This window comes from Paramicrobacterium salitolerans (assembly GCF_051513965.1).
In the GTDB taxonomy this organism is placed as follows: domain Bacteria; phylum Actinomycetota; class Actinomycetes; order Actinomycetales; family Microbacteriaceae; genus Paramicrobacterium.
Map to the genome: position 1 here is coordinate 1,848,446 of NZ_CP195847.1, position 16,529 is coordinate 1,864,974.

Genomic DNA, 16,529 nt, shown 5'->3' on the forward strand with positions numbered 1-16,529 from the left:
GTTTATGGTGACGACGGTGATCTTCCGACCAGGAAGGGCTTCAGCGCGCCGCGTCGCCTCCGTGCACTTGACGATGTGCGTCGTTCCCGTCGACTCATCCGCTTCTCTGACGTCGGCGCGAGACTGCGCGCGAGCTCGCGCAACGCGGCCGCAGCCGGCGAACGCGGCGCGACCTCTCGCATGCTTCGCCCCTCGAGGAGCGCGGCGTCTGCCGCCCGCTCATCATTCGCGACGAACGTCGGAGAGGTGATCCCGCCGAATCGCTGAAGTGTGCTGGCGATCTGCGAGCCGGGACCGATGCCGATCGGGCCAGAACGCACGCGATTCATCACGGTGCGCACGGGAACACCTCCGATTGCTTCGAGAAGTTCGGAGTGCCGGCGGAGATATCTGCTGATTCCGATCGGGTCGGCACGCCCCACTCCGATGACCGCATCTGAGGCACGGAGCGCGGCGAGCGTGGCCGCGTTTCGTCGAGGCGCGAACATGTCGCTCATGATCTCTTCGTCAGCCTCGAGGCTGAAACCTGTGTCGATGATGACGTGATCGACCCACGAACGGCATACGGCGATGGTGTCGGTCACTCGCGTCGTCGTGAGCTCCGGCCACCGTGAGGATCTCGTGAGACCGGTGAGCACTGAGAGGCGTCCCTCCGAGACCGCATACCGCTGGCTGAGTCGCTCCAGCTCATCGATCGTGAGAGTCTCCTGCCCAGCGAGCCGACACGCGGCGGCGAACCCGGGCGCTTCGTCCAGCATCCCGAGCATCTGCGCGATCGACGCGCTCCATGTGTCGGCATCGATGAGCGCGACGTGTGCCCCGAGATGAGCGAGCTCCACGGCGAGCGAGATCGCGACTGTCGTCCGCCCTGGAGCGCCCGCGGGACCCCACACCGCGGTCACGCGTCCTGCCGCGGGCTCCAGGGCCCTGTCGTCCAGGACAGGGCGCACAAGAGCTTCGCATACGGTTCGTGCGGAAGCCTGCTGGTCGAGCACGTCGAGGATGCCCAGGCGGGTCACGCTCCGCCGCTGCCCTTCGTCACCGCACATGACGACGGGACGGATCCCAAGCTCGTCGCAGTGGGCGAGAACGTCCCCGTCGATGGCATCAGCGTCGGCGAGCAAAACGTCCGGTTTAGTTCGAGACAGCGTCCCCAGGACGTCGTCGAATGCGCCTATCCGCGCGAGAAGATCCACGCCGTCCGCGAGAAGGTGTTCAATGAGGCGTTCTTCGGTCGATCGGGAGATCGCGATGACAAGCCGGGTCATGCTGTTCCCGCAGATGGAATCAGTGAGATCGCGTAACCGTTTGCGTGAGCGGAGAGCACTGTGGCGAGCGCTCCCTTCGGAACGAGAAGCTCGACGCTGACCTGCTGCTGGCCCACCATGGAATCGGACGCGAGCACACGGGAGACGACAGCGCCGCTCACGATCACTGTCGGCTGCCCGAACTGATCACTCTCACGCGGTTCGGCGGCCCAGACATCGACAACCGCGCCGGTGTCGACGGCTTCGGCGAGCTCTCCCGTCGTCTGAACGACGACGGGAGCCACCCCGACCTCGTCAGCACTGATGACCGCGCCCGCCGGAAGTAGCTCACCTTCGGCCACTGTGTGCGTGAGCACGATCTTCCCCTCTGGCAGCGCCCCTTCCCTGATATAGCTGTCTGTGAGAGAGCCGAGGCGCACGCGGATCAGAGCAAGGTCGTCAGTGTCGACGGGCTGTCCGGCCGGAAGGGTCGCGGACGCCGAGTACACGGCGATCGTCTTGTCGTTCGCATCGACGACGGCCCAGACTCCCGCGATGGACGCGAGCACGAGCACGATGCCGATGACGAAGCGCGCGTCGAACCAGAATCGTCGTCGGGCGGGTCGCTCGGTGGAGGTAGTGTCCTGCAGCATGATGACCATCGTGCCAAGTCGGAGAAACAGCCGAGAAAGTTATCCACAAGACACGTTTCACACAGTCTGAGTGACGATAATCGATGTCATGGATCACGTTTCGCCTGACTCGATCGGTCGCTTCCTCACCGTGGCCGACGCTTCGGAGATACTCAACATCTCCGTCGACGATGTGCGCGCGCTGATCGATTCGGCCGAGCTGCCCGCGATCCAGGTCGGAAGTCCCGGACGGTGGCGCATCGAACGCCGCGTGCTCGAGGATTACATCGAGGCAAAATACGAGGAGACTCGGCGCATGAGCCTGTGGCGCGAAGCGAACGCGGCGAGCGTGCAGGACATCTCGGACCCACGGCCTCGTCGGCCCTGATCGTCAGAGCTCGACCAGATCGATCGCTGCTGTCGCCACGATCTCGACGTGACTGACCTCGCGTGTGCGACGTGGCGTCCCCGGCGCGTGGATTGCGACATCGATGTGATCACGCGCCACACGGTCGATGGTGCCGGAGACGGAGCCGACGAGACCGGAGATCGTGACGTACGCACGTCGGCGACACACGTCCCTCAGGGCGAATGCGAGCCCGATGCGCTCAGAGACTCGCGGAGCTGCGCCGGAATCGCCTTCCCCCTCGAGACTGAGCGGCACGGAGGTCGGCGACAGGAGGACACCGCAGACAGCTGCGATCGGCACGATGCAGGCACTCGCACGACCGTGCGCCCGGACGAGGTCTCCTGCCATCCAGTCTCGACCGAACGAGCGCGGAACGACGTTCACGTCTCGGCCGGCTCTGAGCCGAAGCCGCACCTGCACAGGCGCGGCGCCCTCCCCTGTCGGGCCCGGACCGAGTGCGAGAAGCCGGTCGCGCACGCTCAGCCGCCCGATACGCAGCCGCTCGTCCTCGGCGCGCCGTTCGATCTCCTCGGCGCTCCACTCGGACTCCAGCTGACCTTCGAGGTCGTCGAAGAGGCTGTCCCATCGCATGGTCTCCGACCTTAGCGCCCGGCGCATGAAATTCGAGGAGTTATCCACAAACGACGAAATATGCTTTACAACTCGGTACACAAACTGGTTGAGTGTCTGTCCAAGAGCCGCGGTCCCCCGCACGGGGGTCGCGCACGCCATTCCGTCGTGGAGATAACATCCACGCACGACGAAGCCTCGAGAGAAGACTCAGTCGGAGAAGTGATGAACGCAGGCACCGCAGCCCCGCAGAGAGAAACAGATATCGAACAGCCCTTTCCCACTCCTGCTCGCTGCGGGATCGCCGATCCTGACTCCGACTTCACGTTTCTCCGAACCCGCGCCGTTGATCTGCCCGACCCCGAGCCCCTGCTCATCAATCTGACTCGAAGCGTCATCGAGGTGATCGCCGGGGCGCGCGATCTCGAGCAGCTCTCCCGCTGGATCAGCGAGGACGTCTACCGCACGCTCGTCAAACAGGCTTCTCTCGCCGCCCGCGCACGTTCGGTCAAGCGGCAGCAGGCGATGAGGCCCATCGTCCACGTTGGAAGCGTACACACGCAGATGCCCGTCGATGACGTCTGCGAGGCCGTAGTCATGGTTCAGGTCGGCCGCACACGTGCGCGCGCCGTGGCGATCCGCCTCGAAGGCATCGATCACCGGTGGCGCGCGACGTCAGTCGGCGTCCTCTAGCGCGATCTACTTCCGCTTCTGCTGTGCACGCCGCTGCGCCCGGTTTGCCGGTGCGGGAGCGCTGTCCTCAGAGGTCGCCTGACCGAAGGCTCCGCGCTTCGCCGGCTCCTTCTTCTGAGCGGTCGGCGCGGGTCGCTGAGGCCGCGGCGCCTGCCGCTGCTGGCCCGAAGCGTTCCTCTGCTGCGCAGCGCGCTGCGCCTTCGTCGTCGCGCCCTTCTCGATCTGCCCACGCTGGTTGCGAACCTCGACCTCGCCGTCCTCGTTCGCGGCCGAGTAGCTCAGTTTCTCCGTCTCCCCGTCCGAACGTGAGAGGCCCTTCGCGACGATCGTCGGACCGACCTCGCCGTCCTCCCCCTCGGGGCGGGTGACCTCGACATCGAGATTGAAGAGGTAGCCGATCGACTCCTCGCGAATCTGGCCCATCATCTGCTGGAACAGTGAGTAGCCCTCACGCTGGTACTCCACGAGCGGATCACGCTGCGCCATCGCGCGAAGTCCGATTCCATCCTTCAGATAGTCCATCTCGTAGAGGTGGTCACGCCAGCGACGGTCGATCACCTGCAACACGACGCGTCGCTCTAGCTCACGCATCGCGTCCGAGCCGAGCTTCTCCTCGCGCGCCTGATATGCGAGCTTGGCGTCGGAGAGAATCTCCCGCTGAACGAAGGCGCGGTTGACACGGCCCTTGGAGCCAGCCTCCTGCACGACCTCGTCGATCGTGAGTCCAATCGGGTACAGCGTCTTCAGCTCCAGCCACAGCGCGTCGAAGTCCCAGTCATCCCCGTTGCCCTCGCCGATGTGCTCATCAAGGACCTCCGTGATGACGTCTTCGAGGAATCGCTGCACGCGCTCGTTGAGGTTGTCCCCCTCGAGGATTCGACGACGGTCCGTGTAGATCGCCTCACGCTGACGATTGAGGACGTCGTCGTACTTCAGGACGTTCTTCCGGATCTCCGCGTTGCGAGACTCGACCTGTGCCTGCGCGCTGCGAATCGCCCGAGTGACGATCTTCGCCTCGATCGCGACATCGTCGGGGAAGCCTCTCGACATGAAACTCTCTGCGGCTGCGTGGTTGAACAGCCGCATGAGGTCATCCTGAAGAGACAGGTAGAAGCGGCTCTCACCCGGGTCGCCCTGACGACCAGAACGACCGCGGAGCTGGTTGTCGATGCGTCGCGACTCGTGCCGCTCGGTGCCGAGGACGTAGAGGCCACCGGCCTCGATGACCTTCTCGGCCTCCTTCTGAACCTCGGCCTTGACCTCGTCGAAGACCTCGTCCCACTTCTCCTCGTACTCGTCCGGAGTGTCCGTCGTCGAAAGACCGAGCTCGCTCATCTTCTGCACGGCGAGGAACTCGGCGTTGCCGCCGAGCATGATGTCCGTGCCTCGTCCGGCCATGTTTGTGGCGACCGTGACGGCGCCGAATCGGCCTGCCTGAGCGACGATGGATGCCTCGCGAGCGTGGTTCTTGGCGTTCAGAACCTCGTGACGCACACCCTTCTTGGCGAGGAGCCGAGACAGATACTCGCTCTTCTCGACGCTCGTGGTTCCGACGAGAACGGGCTGACCCTTCTCGTTGCGCTCGACGATGTCTTCGACGACCTGCGCGAACTTCGTCTCTTCTGTCTTGTAGATCAGATCGGGCTTGTCCTTGCGCTGCATCGGCTTGTTCGTCGGAATGGGCACGACACCGAGCTTGTACGTCGACATGAACTCAGCCGCCTCGGTCTCCGCCGTACCGGTCATTCCCGAGATCTTGTCGTACATGCGGAAGTAGTTCTGCAGCGTCACGGTGGCGAGCGTCTGGTTCTCCGCCTTGACGGGAACGCCTTCCTTGGCCTCGATCGCCTGGTGGACGCCCTCGTTGTATCGACGACCGACGAGGATTCGACCAGTGTGCTCGTCGACGATCATGATCTCGCCGTTCATCACGACGTAATCTTTGTCCTTCTTGAACAAGGCGTTCGCCTTGATCGCGTTGTTGAGGAACGAGATGAGCGGCGTGTTCGCCGACTCGTAGAGGTTGTCGATGCCGAGGTAGTCCTCGACCTTCTCGATGCCGGGTTCCAGCACACCGACGGTCCGCTTCTTCTCGTCGACCTCGTAGTCTTCCCCGGCGACGAGTCCCGAGGCGATGCGGGCGAACTCGGTGAACCAGCGGTTAGCCTCGCCTGAAGACGGGCCCGAGATGATGAGAGGCGTTCGCGCCTCGTCGATGAGGATGGAGTCGACCTCATCGATGATCACGAAGTTGTGACTGCGCTGGACCATGCCGTCCTTCTGCCACGCCATATTGTCACGCAGATAGTCGAAGCCGAACTCATTGTTCGTTCCATACGTGATGTCCGCCTCGTACTGCTTGCGGCGAACATCGGGAGTCTGGCCGGAGACCACGACGCCGGTCGTCATGCCGAGCGCACGGAACACGCGGCCCATGAGCTCCGACTGATAGGTCGCAAGGAAGTCGTTCACGGTGATGATGTGGACACCCTTGCCGGTGATGGCGTTCAGGTATGCCGGAAGGGTCGCGACGAGAGTCTTTCCCTCACCCGTCTTCATCTCAGCGATGTTTCCGAGGTGAAGGGCGGCGCCGCCCATGATCTGCACGTCGAAGTGCCGCATGCCGAGGGTCCGCTTCGCGGCCTCGCGCACGGCCGCAAACGCCTCGGGAAGCAGGTGGTCGAGCTTCTCGCCGTTCTCGTAGCGCTCCCTGAGCTCCGCCGTCTCGTGTTTCAGATCGTCATCGCTGAGCTCCGCGAAATCGTCTTCCAGAGCGTTGACTGCCTTGGCGTAGTTCTTAAGGCGTTTGAGGATGCGCCCTTCGCCTGCGCGAAGAACTTTTTCCAATACTGAGGCCACGAATGCACTCCACTTTGTTCACGGCGCCCGGGGCGACGCCACGTCCCTACAATGCCCGATTCGTCCGTCGAGCGGGGGTCGATCGTACCCATGTTAGCGACCCTGCGCTTGATGCGCCCTGAACATGGGAGCCGGGCAGCGCCGTGAAGACGCTGCCCGGCTCTCTCACTGGGTCATGCCCTGTTCGCTTCGGCTTCCTCTGCCAGCTCGATGACGCCGTAGTCCCACCCCTTCCGGCGGTAGACCACGCTCGGCCGATCTGTTCTGGCGTCGATGAACAGGAAGAAGTCGTGACCGACGAGCTCCATCCGGTCGACTGCATCGTCGACCGTCATCCACTCGGCGGGGAATGTCTTCTGCCTGATAACGACGGGCGAGTACTCCTCGACCTCTTCCACATCGTCGACCGGTGATTCTCCTGCTCGAACACGATCGATGACTTCAGCGGGTGCTGGCTGAAGTCCGACGGCTGCGAACTGTCCCGTCGCCGCCGCGTGAAGCGACGTGCGCTTCTTGCCGCGGCGCCCCTGTTTGCGCTCCTTGGCACGACGGACGCGCTCCAGCAGCTTATCGATCGCGATGTCGAACGCGCTGTACTTGTCGCCACCGGTCGCCTCGGCCCGCACGAGGGGGCCCGGCCCGATGAGCGTCAACTCGACGCGATCATCACCGTTCTTACCGCTTTTGTCGTTGTGGCGGCTGACCTTCACCTCAAACGCTATGACACGATCGGTGAGATTGGTGATCTTCTCCGATTTCTCGTCCACGTAATCGCGGAAGCGATCGGTGATTCCCAGGCCAATTCCGACGATGTTAGTTTCCACGGCGACCTCCGGATCCGGCGTGACTCGCCTGGTTGTCCGGGCGATCCTTTCACGCCTTTTCATACACCGTAGTCCTGCCGGCATTCCTTGTCACCCCTCATTTCTCTCGGGCGTGGCGCGTGACGATCCGCGACGGTCAGCACCCCTCAGAGGTGTGGATGCCACGGTGGCGCATGCAACCACCTCGGCGCCCTGCTCACGCAACGCGCGCACGCATTCCGCCAGTGTCGCCCCGCTGGTCACGACATCATCGATGACGATGAACCGACGCCCAGCTGCCCGCGGGAGGGCACGGAGAGTCCCGGTGAGGTTCGTTCGCCGCTCGTGCACGCTCAAACCAATCTGATCGGCGGGCCGACGCCTCCAGCGCAGCACGCGGGCACCCGACAGCTCCGCCCGACGGAGCACGAGGCTCACAGGGGCAAAGCCGCGCGCCACGCGGGATCGGTACGTGCCAGGAACGGGAGCGAGTTCGATGTCGGCTCCCGTTGAGTGCTCGAGAACGGCGTCGACGGCACGGCGCAGCCCGCGGCCGAGAGCGACCGCGGCATCCGTTCGCCCGTCTCTCTTCAACGCGAGGAGCATTCGCTTCACACGTCCCTCGTAGAGAGCGCTGCTGAACACGTCGACACCCGACACACGGCGATGCACCGTTCCGGAGGTCAGCAGTGCACTGCAGGCACCGCAGACGCCTGCGCCATCGGCCCCGCAGCCGGTGCACTGGACCGGCACGATGAAGTCGGCCGCCTCGCCGGCCGCGCGCCAGAGCAGGTCACGGCAGTGTCGGATCAGCGACCGCTGCCATCCGTCTCCCGCGTGTCTCCCCATTCACCGACCGTCTCATCGCGCGCGCCGCGAAAACGACCGGTTCCGCTCAACTGTGGAGAGCGCCTGTGTGCGGATGCCTGTGGACGTCAGTCCGACGGCGAGCCGATCTGGGTGGCGATGAACTGAACCTCGTCACGGGCGGTCTGCCAGCCGGCACCACGCCGGGACAGCATCTCGCCGGACTCGGTCAGCGCCCTCATGTCCTCCACGCCGTTGCTGCCGATGATGTCCACGGCGTCATCGACCGTTCCGAGGTCCTCCGAGGGTCCGCCGAGCTCGACGATGGACACTCTCGTAGAGCTCGACTCCGACAGCACCGCGACACTGTGATCGTCGACCCAAGTGGCGGCGATAGGAGTTCCGCTGGGAACGGGGAAGCGCACCGGCTCCCCGATCGAGGTCGGGACGCCGTCCGCCCCGCGTCGCACTCCGGCGAGGAGGAGCTGGGGAGTTCCGCTCGAATTGATGAGCGCCACGATCCGCGTGCCGTCCCGCGACAGCTGCAGCGACGTGATCTTCGACGCCTCAGGCCAGCTCGCCTGCAGGTGGTATGCCGCCCCGTCCGCGTCGTGCACCTGCACCTTCCCCGGGTTCGACGCCGGCACGGTCCAGACGAAGCCCGCGTCGTCGATGGTCGGATCGACCAGACCGCTGCGTGAGTCCACGAGAACCGGTGCCGCATCACGACTGACCGAATAGACGCCAGACGCGGCTCGCACCGCGACCTGCGTGTTCTCGCTGTTGATCGCCGCGCTGAGCGGATCGAGCTTCTCGACAGCATCCGAAATGCCTGACAGCCGCTCGATGTCTGCCCCGTTCGCGTACCCGAAGCCGTCGTCCGTCATGATGAGCGGTCGTGAGTCGACCCGGATCTCACGCACCGTGAGCGATGGGATCTCGACCGACTGGCCGTCGAAGAGGATCGTCACGATCCCGGCCCCGGCCACCCCTTCGAGACTCGCGACCAGCTGAGCCTTCATGCGCTTGCGGGCCGTGCTGTCCGCCGTGAGGGCGTCGCGACTCAGATCCACCTGAGCTTCACCGTCAGCGACAGGCACAGAGCTTCTCACGAGCCGAGTGCCGTCCGGAAACGCTGTCGTCACCGACTGCGCAAGCCAGTCACTCGGCCCCTTGAGCAGCTCCGTCACGATGCGGGTCGCCGCCGCACTTCCCGAGGGGAACCAGCGGACGTCGGGGACGAGCGTCGACCAACTGGGATCGAAGAAGCGCAGGATGTGCTGGTCGAAGACGGTCTCGAACAGCGACTGCTCCAGCAGCACTCCGTTCGGGGCATCCGTGATTCGCCACTCGCCATCGACCTTCGCGAATGAGTAGGAGTTCTTCACCGTGCCCTGAGTGGAGCGCTCTGAGTACACTCCTGACGCATCGACGACCGCTGCTGGCGATGCAGACACTTCGATGGAGTCATCTGCGGTGCGCGCGAACTCGCGCTCGCCGGGATCGTCGAGGGTAACCGACGAATCAGGGTTCCAGTCAAGGCGGAACGCGGGGGCGAGGAACTCCCGCGCGACGGCGTAGTTGTTGAGAGGGCTGGATGCCGCTGCGATGAAGCCCTTCAGGAGGTCCTCCTGTGACGCGCCCGGAACGGGACCGTCGGCGATGAGGGTCACGTCGGCGTTGCTCTCGTCTCCCGTGACGGGGTTGCCCGCGCGCACGCTCCCCTCGCGCGGGATGTCGGCGCATCCGGCCAGCAGCGCCCCGCAGACGAGCAGGGTGACGAGCGTGAGCAGTCGTCTCATTCGTCCTCCAGTTCGATGCTCGGACCGGGACCGTCGACGTCTTCGGGCACGCGAGGCAGCGGGAAGCTCGTCACCTTCTCGCCGGGTGTGCGCGGAAGCGTGAGCCGGAAGGAGCTGCCCTCCCCGAGCCGAGACCAGACATCGAGGATGCCGCCGTGAAGCGAGGCATCCTCGGTGGAGATCGACAGACCGAGCCCCGTGCCGCCGATCGTGCGTCGACGCGACGGATCGGCGCGCCAGAACCGATCGAAGACGTGCTCCGCGTCGGACTCGCTCATGCCGAGTCCGTAGTCTCGCACCGTGAGCGCGACGGACTTCTCGTCGCTGTCCACAGTCACGACGATCGGCTTTCCCTCACCGTGCTCGATCGCGTTGCCGAGCAGGTTGCGGACGATGCGCCGGATGCGGCGAGGATCCATCTCAACCTCGCCGTGTCCCCCCGGTGCCACGAGTCGCACGTCGGAGCCGCGCTCCTCGGCGAGCGCTTCCATCCCCTCGATGCAGTCCTGCGCGAGCGCGGCGAGGTTCGTCGGGTCGAGCTCCAGCTGGACCGATCCCGCGTCATACCGACTGATCTCGAGCAGGTCGTTGAGCAGGAGCTCGAATCGTTCGACCTGCGTGTGGAGGAGTTCGACCGTGCGCGTCGTGGCGGGCGGGAAGGCATCACGCTGGTCATACAGGACGTCATCGGCGAGGCGGATCGTCGTCAGCGGCGTCCGCAGCTCGTGAGATACGTCGGAGACGAAGCGCTGCTGCACGAGCGAGAGCTCTGCGAGCTCGCGGATTCTCTGTTGGAGGCTGTCGGCCATCCCGTTGAATGATCGCGCGAGCGTCGCGAGTTCGTCCTCTCCGCTCTCACGAATGCGCACTCCGAGATCGCCGTCGGCGAGTCTCTGACTCGTCTCCGCGGCGACCGTGATCGGCTCAACAACGAGTCTCACGACCACCCAGGCCACCGCTCCCACCAGCAGCAGCAGCGCGAGTCCGACGATGAGCATCGTCTGCTGCAGGAACTGAAGCGTCTGCTCGGAGTCCGTGAGGTCGAAGCCAATGTAGAACTCGTACTTGCCCGCACCGGGCACATCGATCAGCTGGCCGACGATGACGCCGGGCACCTCGCCGTTCGGCCCTTCGAGGGTGACGGACTGCCACCACTGCTGCCCGACGCTGTCCTGCACCGTCGCGCGAAGATCGTTCGTGAGCACACCGCCGGCGAGCTCAGAGCTGCGGAAGCCCTGCGGGGCGTAGGGGTTGTACTCCTGCCCGGGAGCGCGGTATCCGGCGATGAGCTGGCTCGACGAGGTCGCCGCCATCTGGTTGCGAACCGTGTTCATGACGGTGGTGATCGCCACTCGGTCGTTGATATCCGCGGATTCGAAGAGCCGCTGCACGGAGCTCATGGTTCGGCTCGAGTCATCGAGCACCTGGCTCAGGCGTGATGAAAACAGGTCGTTCCTGACGCTGATCGACATGTAGACGCCCGAGGCGAGAACGGCGACGAGCGTAAGTCCGACGGTGATCGAGACCGTGCGGAACCGAAGCGAACGACGCCACAGCGAGTGGATGCGGCGAGGCCAGGTCCGCACCTGGCTGACGCTCAGATCCGCAAGCGACAGTGGCGAGGTCACGCTAGGAGCCCGATGACCCTGCTCGATACCCCACGCCGCGGACCGTCGTCACGATCTTCGGGTTGTCCGGGTCATGCTCGATCTTCGCGCGCAGCCGCTGCACGTGCACGTTCACGAGACGGGTGTCCGCCTTGTAGTGGTACCCCCACACCTGTTCGAGAAGCATCTCCCGGGTGAACACCTGCTGCGGCTTGGACGCGAGTGTGAGCAGCAGATCGAACTCAAGAGGTGTGAGATTGATCTTCTTATCGCCGCGTCTCACTTCGTGGCCCGCGACGTCGACACTGAGATCCGCCACTTCAAGGGTCTCCTGCGCTGTCTCGGCCGTGGGCCGGAGGCGTGTCCGAATGCGGGCGACGAGCTCTTTCGGGTTGAACGGCTTCACGATGTAGTCGTCGGCCCCTGATTCAAGCCCGCGGACGACATCCGCGGTGTCGGACTTCGCCGTGAGCATGATGATCGGAACGCCCGACTCTGCCCTGATCTGAGTGCAGACCTCGATGCCGTCGATGCCAGGGAGCATGAGATCGAGAAGCACAAGATCGGGCTTCTCCTGCCGAAACTGGGCAAGAGCAGCCGACCCGTCGCCGCAGAACAGCGGATCGAAGCCCTCGGTACGCAGTACGATGCCGATCATCTCCGCGAGTGCTGTGTCGTCGTCGACAACAAGTATTCGTGGGTTCATTCGTCTCGTTCCCGTTTCTGTGTCTGTGGAGGGCGCACGCGCACTCCTGCTCTTAGGCTATCTGACCGGCCCGGAATCCCCCGGCGTTGAAACACGCCCCGAACTGGTGGCATATGGAAGAGTAGAGACGGAGTTTCTGCCACCGAGACGAGAGGCACCGCCGAGTGAGCGATAACGGAGCATGGCACTCGCCGTCGGGCGATTCACCGAAGAAGGATGACAACGGTCAGCAGCCTCCCGCGGATGCCCAGCAGCCGGGACCGTACGGTGCGCAGCCGCAACAGCCCCAAGACACTCCTCAGTACGGACACCACGGCCCGCCGCCGCAGTACGGGCAGCCGCCGTATGGACAGTATCCGCCGCAGTACGGGCAGTACCCGCCGCCGCAGTACGGGCAACCCGCGCAACCGCAGTACGGCCAATATGCACCGCCGCAGCAGCCTCCGAACTATGGTCAGTACAGCGGGTACCAGCAACCGGGCTACGCAGCCGCGGGGCCCAACGGCTGGACTCCTCCGCCGAAGCCCGGCCTCATCGATCTGCGCCCGCTCGGCTTCGGAACGCTTCTCATGGCACCGTTCAAGGAGCTGCGCCACAACCCGAAGGCGACGATCGGCAGCGCCCTCATCGTGCAGGGCATCGCGATCGTCCTCACTCTCGTCGTCACCGGCGTCGTCACCGTCCTCATGCTGATGCGCATCGACCAGGCGGCTGCAGAGGATCGCGAGGAGATCATGGCTGGCTCGCTGCTCGTCATCGTTCTCTCGATGCTGGTTCCGATCATCGTCTCCGTCATCGGCTCTGTCTTCCTCCAGGGTGTCGTTGTGACGGATACCGCACGAGCGACACTCGGTGAGAAGCCGCGCATGCGCGACCTCTGGAAGGCGACGTGGCCGCGACTGGGCACGCTGCTGCTCTGGACGCTGCTCGCCGGAGGCGCGATGCTCCTCGCGATGGGCATCATCGGGGGTCTCGGCACTCTGCTCATCATGCTGGGAGGGCTCGGCATCGCTTTCGGGATCGTTCTGATCGTGCTCGGTCTGATCGCGCTCCTCGTGCTCGGCATCTGGATCTTCACGAAGCTCGCGATCGTCCCCAGCGTCATCGTCATGGAGAAGGCACCGCTGCGTCACGCCATGGCACGCTCCTGGACGCTCACGAACGGGAGCTTCTGGAAGACGTTCGGCGTCATCGCGATCGTCGCAACGATTCTGAACTTCGCCGCGCAGGTCATCACGACACCGATCTCCCTGATCGTGTCACTCGTCCCTCCATTGCTCGATCCAACCGGATCCGACCCCGCAGCGATGCTCGGGTTCCTGCTCATCGCCGAGCTCGTTCTGATCGTGATCACGGTCATCGTCGCAGCGATCACCGCCGTGGTGCAGTCCGGTGCGCTGTCTCTGATCTACATCGATCTGCGCATGCGCAAGGAAGGCCTCGATCTGGAGCTCATCCGCTTCGTCGAGGCCCGACAGGTCGGCGACACTTCCGTGCCGGACCCCTTCGGCACCTGGGAGCGCACGTGATCCGTCTCGCGATGGCGACAGATGCGCCGCCGCTCGACCCAGGTCGGGATGAGGCGTACGACTGGCTTGTCCGCGAACTGTCGAAGCCCGAGTACGAAGCCGCGAAGCCGTCGCTCGTCGATCGGATCGCTCAGGCGATCATGGACTGGTTCTCCTCTCTCATGGTGCCCCAGCCCGGCCAGCTCAGCGCCTGGGTCCCGGTGATCGTCGTCGTGCTCGTCATCGCCGGAGTCATCACCGCGATCGCACTGTGGGGTGTCCCTCGACGCCGCCGCGCCGCTCGTGACGCCGGCACGCTCTTCGGCGATGACGACACTCGAACCGCTGCAGAACTCAGAAAACATGCTCGGGATGCCGCTGAGAGAGGCGACTGGGACAGCGCACTGCTCGATGGGTTTCGAGCTCTGGCTCGCGGCCTCGCCGAGCGCACCGTGGTGTCGATTCTCCCCGGAACAACGGCGTCCGGTGTCGCGGAGAGCGCTCGCTCGGCGTTTCCGTCGCACGCCGCGGCGCTGCGACGCGCGGCATCCGACTTCGACTCTGTGCGATACCTCGACGAGCATGCCGGGCGCGAGCACTATGAGGCGGTCGCTTCCCTCGACCATGAGCTCTCACGCACCGAGCCGCGCTTCGCAGAACCGGAGCTTGTCGCACCGTGACCATCGCCCCTTCCCTCACCCCGACGGTGCGCACGCGCGTTCGTCGAAGCGCCTTCTGGGTCGCAGCCGCCCTCGGCGCGATCGTCGTTGCCCTCGTGGTCGCAGCTCTGACACGCTCGGGCGCGACCGGGTCGGAGCCGCTCCAGGCCGACAGCGCCGCTCCCGTGGGGGCAGGTGCTCTCGTGAACGTTCTCGGCGAGCACGGCGTGGACGTCACGTCGACGAGCAGCAGACAGGAGACCGAAGCAGCGCTCGATGATGACTCCACCCTGTTCGTGTACGACCGGAACGGCTACCTCGCTCCAGAAGACCTCATCGAGCTCACACGCTCAGCGGAGAACGTCGTCATGATGTCGCCCGATTTCCTCACGCTCCGAGAGCTCGCGCCCGGCGTGCACGCCGCCGGAGCCGGCCCCGACGGCGCCGTTCCCGCCTCGTGCGACGTCGCCGCCGCCCAGAACGCCGAGACCGCCATGATCGAGCTCACGTTCCGCATTGAGGACGGCTCCGCCGCGACCGGGTGCTTCGGCGCAGACGACGACCGCTACGGAATGGTGTCCGCTCCGCACGACGGCGGCACCCTCACGATCCTCGCCAGTCCGAGCGCCTTCACCAACGACGGCATTCTGCACGCGGGCAACGCCGCGCTCGCGATCAATCTGCTCGGCGAGAGCGACTCGCTCGTCTGGTATCTGCCGACCATCGAAGACGTCGAGGCGACGGGTCCGCCGAGCCTCGGCGACCTGACACCCGACTGGGTCGTCCCGACGACGACGTTGCTCACCCTCACGGCCCTCGCGGCGATGTTCTGGCGCGGACGCCGCTTCGGACCTGTCGTCGTGGAGAACATGCCCGTCGTCGTCCCCGCCCGTGAGACCGTGGAGGGACGAGCACGGCTCTATGAACGAGGGAACGCTCGTGGGCACGCGCTCGACGCCCTCAGAATGGGGGCGGCATCGCGGATCGCCGACATGCTCGGCCTTCCCCGCGACGCGACCGTCTGGCAGGTCGCCGACGCAGCGGCATCCTTCATCACCGTCGACAGCCGACGCACGCGTGCTCTGCTTATCGATCAGACGCCCACCACCGATGCCGACCTCATGACGCTTGCGCGCGAGCTCAGCCAGCTTGAAGAACGCATCAGAACTCAGATCACCGAGACCGGGAGAACGATCCAATGACGAACCAGCCATCGTATTCGCCGGATGACGCGGCAGCGTCCGCCGCGGACCCTCAGCCGGCGCCGAGGAGCGACGTCGATGACCTGCGTGAACGCTTCGCGCAGGTGCGAGCCGAAGTCGCCAAGGCGGTCGTGGGCCAGGACGCCGCTGTCACCGGGCTCGTCGTCACGCTGCTCGCTCGAGGTCATGCGCTGCTCGAGGGCGTACCGGGAGTCGCGAAGACCCTGCTCGTCCGCTCCATCAGCACATCACTCTCGCTCGACACGAAGCGCGTTCAGTTCACCCCCGACCTCATGCCGGGAGATGTGACCGGCTCGCTCGTGTACGACGCCAAGGAGGGTGAGTTCGAGTTCCGTGAGGGACCAGTTTTCACCAACATCCTGCTCGCCGACGAGATCAACCGCACGCCGCCGAAGACCCAGTCGTCCCTGCTGGAGGCCATGGAGGAGCGCCAGGTGTCGACGGACGGCGTCACCCGTCCGCTGCCCGATCCGTTCCTCGTCGCCGCCACGATGAACCCGATCGAGTACGAGGGCACGTACACGCTGCCCGAAGCGCAGCTCGACCGCTTCCTCGTGAAGCTCGTTCTCGACGTCCCCGAACGCGACACCGAGGTCGAGGTGCTCCGGCGTCACGCCCACGGCTTCAACCCGCGCGATCTCGCTTCAGCGGGACTGCGCGCGGTGATCGGGGCGGATGAGATCATGGCCGCTCAGGATGCCGCTGCGCGTGTCGGCGTCACCGAGGACGTTCTGGCGTACATCGTCGATCTGGCGCGCGCGACCCGCCAGAGCCCCTCGGTCCGTGTGGGCGTGAGCCCGCGAGGAACCACGGCGCTCCTCGCAGCGACGAAGGCGTGGACCTGGCTCACGGGCTACTCGTCGATCACCCCGGATCACGTTCAGGCGATGCTGCTGCCGGTGTGGCGTCACCGCCTGCAGCTGCGGCCTGAGGCCGAGCTCGAGGGGGTCTCCGTCGACTCGATCCTGCGCTCGATCATGCAGCAGGTTCAGGTGCCCATCTGA

The 16,529-nt window shown here is 65.1% G+C and carries 15 protein-coding genes; 6 read left to right on the forward strand and 9 right to left on the reverse strand.

Translation table 11 applies throughout. The annotated features are described in order from the left end of the window. Nucleotides 1-2: 2 nt before the first annotated feature. Both ACSAGD_RS08835 and ACSAGD_RS08840 read right to left on the reverse strand, forming a co-directional pair. Nucleotides 3-1,268 (reverse strand): AAA family ATPase, encoded by a 1,266-nt coding sequence (locus ACSAGD_RS08835; protein WP_437582355.1) that lies wholly within the window; start codon nt 1,266-1,268, stop codon nt 3-5. Then, nucleotides 1,265-1,900 carry a hypothetical protein gene (locus tag ACSAGD_RS08840; protein ID WP_437582356.1) on the reverse strand — a complete coding sequence of 212 codons (636 nt, stop codon included), beginning with the start codon at nt 1,898-1,900 and terminating at the stop codon, nt 1,265-1,267. Before ACSAGD_RS08840 ends, ACSAGD_RS08835 begins: the two co-directional genes overlap by 4 nt. Before the next feature lie 88 nt (nt 1,901-1,988). On the opposite strand from ACSAGD_RS08840, the gene ACSAGD_RS08845 reads away from it, so the two are divergent. Then, a complete protein-coding gene (locus tag ACSAGD_RS08845) occupies nt 1,989-2,267 on the forward strand; it encodes a helix-turn-helix domain-containing protein (protein ID WP_437582357.1) in 279 nt (92 codons plus the stop codon). Between the two features lie 3 nt (nt 2,268-2,270). Here the strand turns inward: ACSAGD_RS08845 and ACSAGD_RS08850 are convergent, their stop codons facing one another. Beyond that, a complete protein-coding gene (locus tag ACSAGD_RS08850) occupies nt 2,271-2,879 on the reverse strand; it encodes a hypothetical protein (RefSeq protein WP_437582358.1) in 609 nt (202 codons plus the stop codon). 204 nt (nt 2,880-3,083) lie between these two features. Between ACSAGD_RS08850 and ACSAGD_RS08855 the strand changes: the two genes are divergently transcribed. Continuing rightward, complete coding sequence (locus tag ACSAGD_RS08855; RefSeq protein WP_437582359.1) at nt 3,084-3,551, forward strand: Rv3235 family protein; 468 nt, start codon at nt 3,084-3,086, stop codon at nt 3,549-3,551. 6 nt (nt 3,552-3,557) lie between these two features. Here the strand turns inward: ACSAGD_RS08855 and secA are convergent, their stop codons facing one another. The 6 genes from secA to mtrA all read right to left on the reverse strand — a co-directional run bounded on the left by secA (nt 3,558) and on the right by mtrA (nt 12,135). After that, nucleotides 3,558-6,410 carry a preprotein translocase subunit SecA gene (secA, locus tag ACSAGD_RS08860; RefSeq protein WP_437582360.1) on the reverse strand — a complete coding sequence of 951 codons (2,853 nt, stop codon included), beginning with the start codon at nt 6,408-6,410 and terminating at the stop codon, nt 3,558-3,560. A gap of 173 nt (nt 6,411-6,583) precedes the next feature. Continuing rightward, on the reverse strand, nt 6,584-7,234 hold the full coding sequence (hpf, locus tag ACSAGD_RS08865; protein ID WP_437582361.1) for a ribosome hibernation-promoting factor, HPF/YfiA family: 651 nt from the start codon (nt 7,232-7,234) through the stop codon (nt 6,584-6,586). A 90-nt stretch (nt 7,235-7,324) separates the two neighbouring features. Beyond that, nucleotides 7,325-8,062 carry a ComF family protein gene (locus ACSAGD_RS08870; RefSeq protein ID WP_437582362.1) on the reverse strand — a complete coding sequence of 246 codons (738 nt, stop codon included), beginning with the start codon at nt 8,060-8,062 and terminating at the stop codon, nt 7,325-7,327. Nucleotides 8,063-8,148: 86 nt separating this feature from the next. Next, nucleotides 8,149-9,822, reverse strand: coding sequence for an LpqB family beta-propeller domain-containing protein (locus tag ACSAGD_RS08875; protein ID WP_437582363.1), 1,674 nt, complete (start codon nt 9,820-9,822; stop codon nt 8,149-8,151). Continuing rightward, nucleotides 9,819-11,450, reverse strand: coding sequence for an MtrAB system histidine kinase MtrB (gene mtrB / locus ACSAGD_RS08880; RefSeq protein ID WP_437582364.1), 1,632 nt, complete (start codon nt 11,448-11,450; stop codon nt 9,819-9,821). The genes ACSAGD_RS08875 and mtrB overlap by 4 nt, the downstream gene beginning before the upstream one ends. A 1-nt stretch (nt 11,451) precedes the next feature. Further along, on the reverse strand, nt 11,452-12,135 hold the full coding sequence (gene mtrA / locus ACSAGD_RS08885) for an MtrAB system response regulator MtrA (RefSeq protein ID WP_437582365.1): 684 nt from the start codon (nt 12,133-12,135) through the stop codon (nt 11,452-11,454). A gap of 164 nt (nt 12,136-12,299) precedes the next feature. Between mtrA and ACSAGD_RS08890 the strand changes: the two genes are divergently transcribed. From ACSAGD_RS08890 to ACSAGD_RS08905, 4 genes are read left to right on the forward strand one after another with little or no spacing between them, the layout of a single operon-like run. Next, nucleotides 12,300-13,664, forward strand: coding sequence for a hypothetical protein (locus tag ACSAGD_RS08890; RefSeq protein ID WP_437582366.1), 1,365 nt, complete (start codon nt 12,300-12,302; stop codon nt 13,662-13,664). Further along, the gene (locus tag ACSAGD_RS08895) at nt 13,661-14,323 is read left to right on the forward strand and encodes a DUF4129 domain-containing protein (protein WP_437582367.1); all 663 of its coding nucleotides are present in this window, start codon (nt 13,661-13,663) and stop codon (nt 14,321-14,323) included. Before ACSAGD_RS08890 ends, ACSAGD_RS08895 begins: the two co-directional genes overlap by 4 nt. Beyond that, entirely contained in the window at nt 14,320-15,504 is a 1,185-nt protein-coding gene (locus tag ACSAGD_RS08900; protein WP_437582368.1) for a DUF4350 domain-containing protein, read from the forward strand. Before ACSAGD_RS08895 ends, ACSAGD_RS08900 begins: the two co-directional genes overlap by 4 nt. Next, nucleotides 15,501-16,529 carry an AAA family ATPase gene (locus ACSAGD_RS08905; RefSeq protein WP_437582369.1) on the forward strand — a complete coding sequence of 343 codons (1,029 nt, stop codon included), beginning with the start codon at nt 15,501-15,503 and terminating at the stop codon, nt 16,527-16,529. The genes ACSAGD_RS08900 and ACSAGD_RS08905 overlap by 4 nt, the downstream gene beginning before the upstream one ends.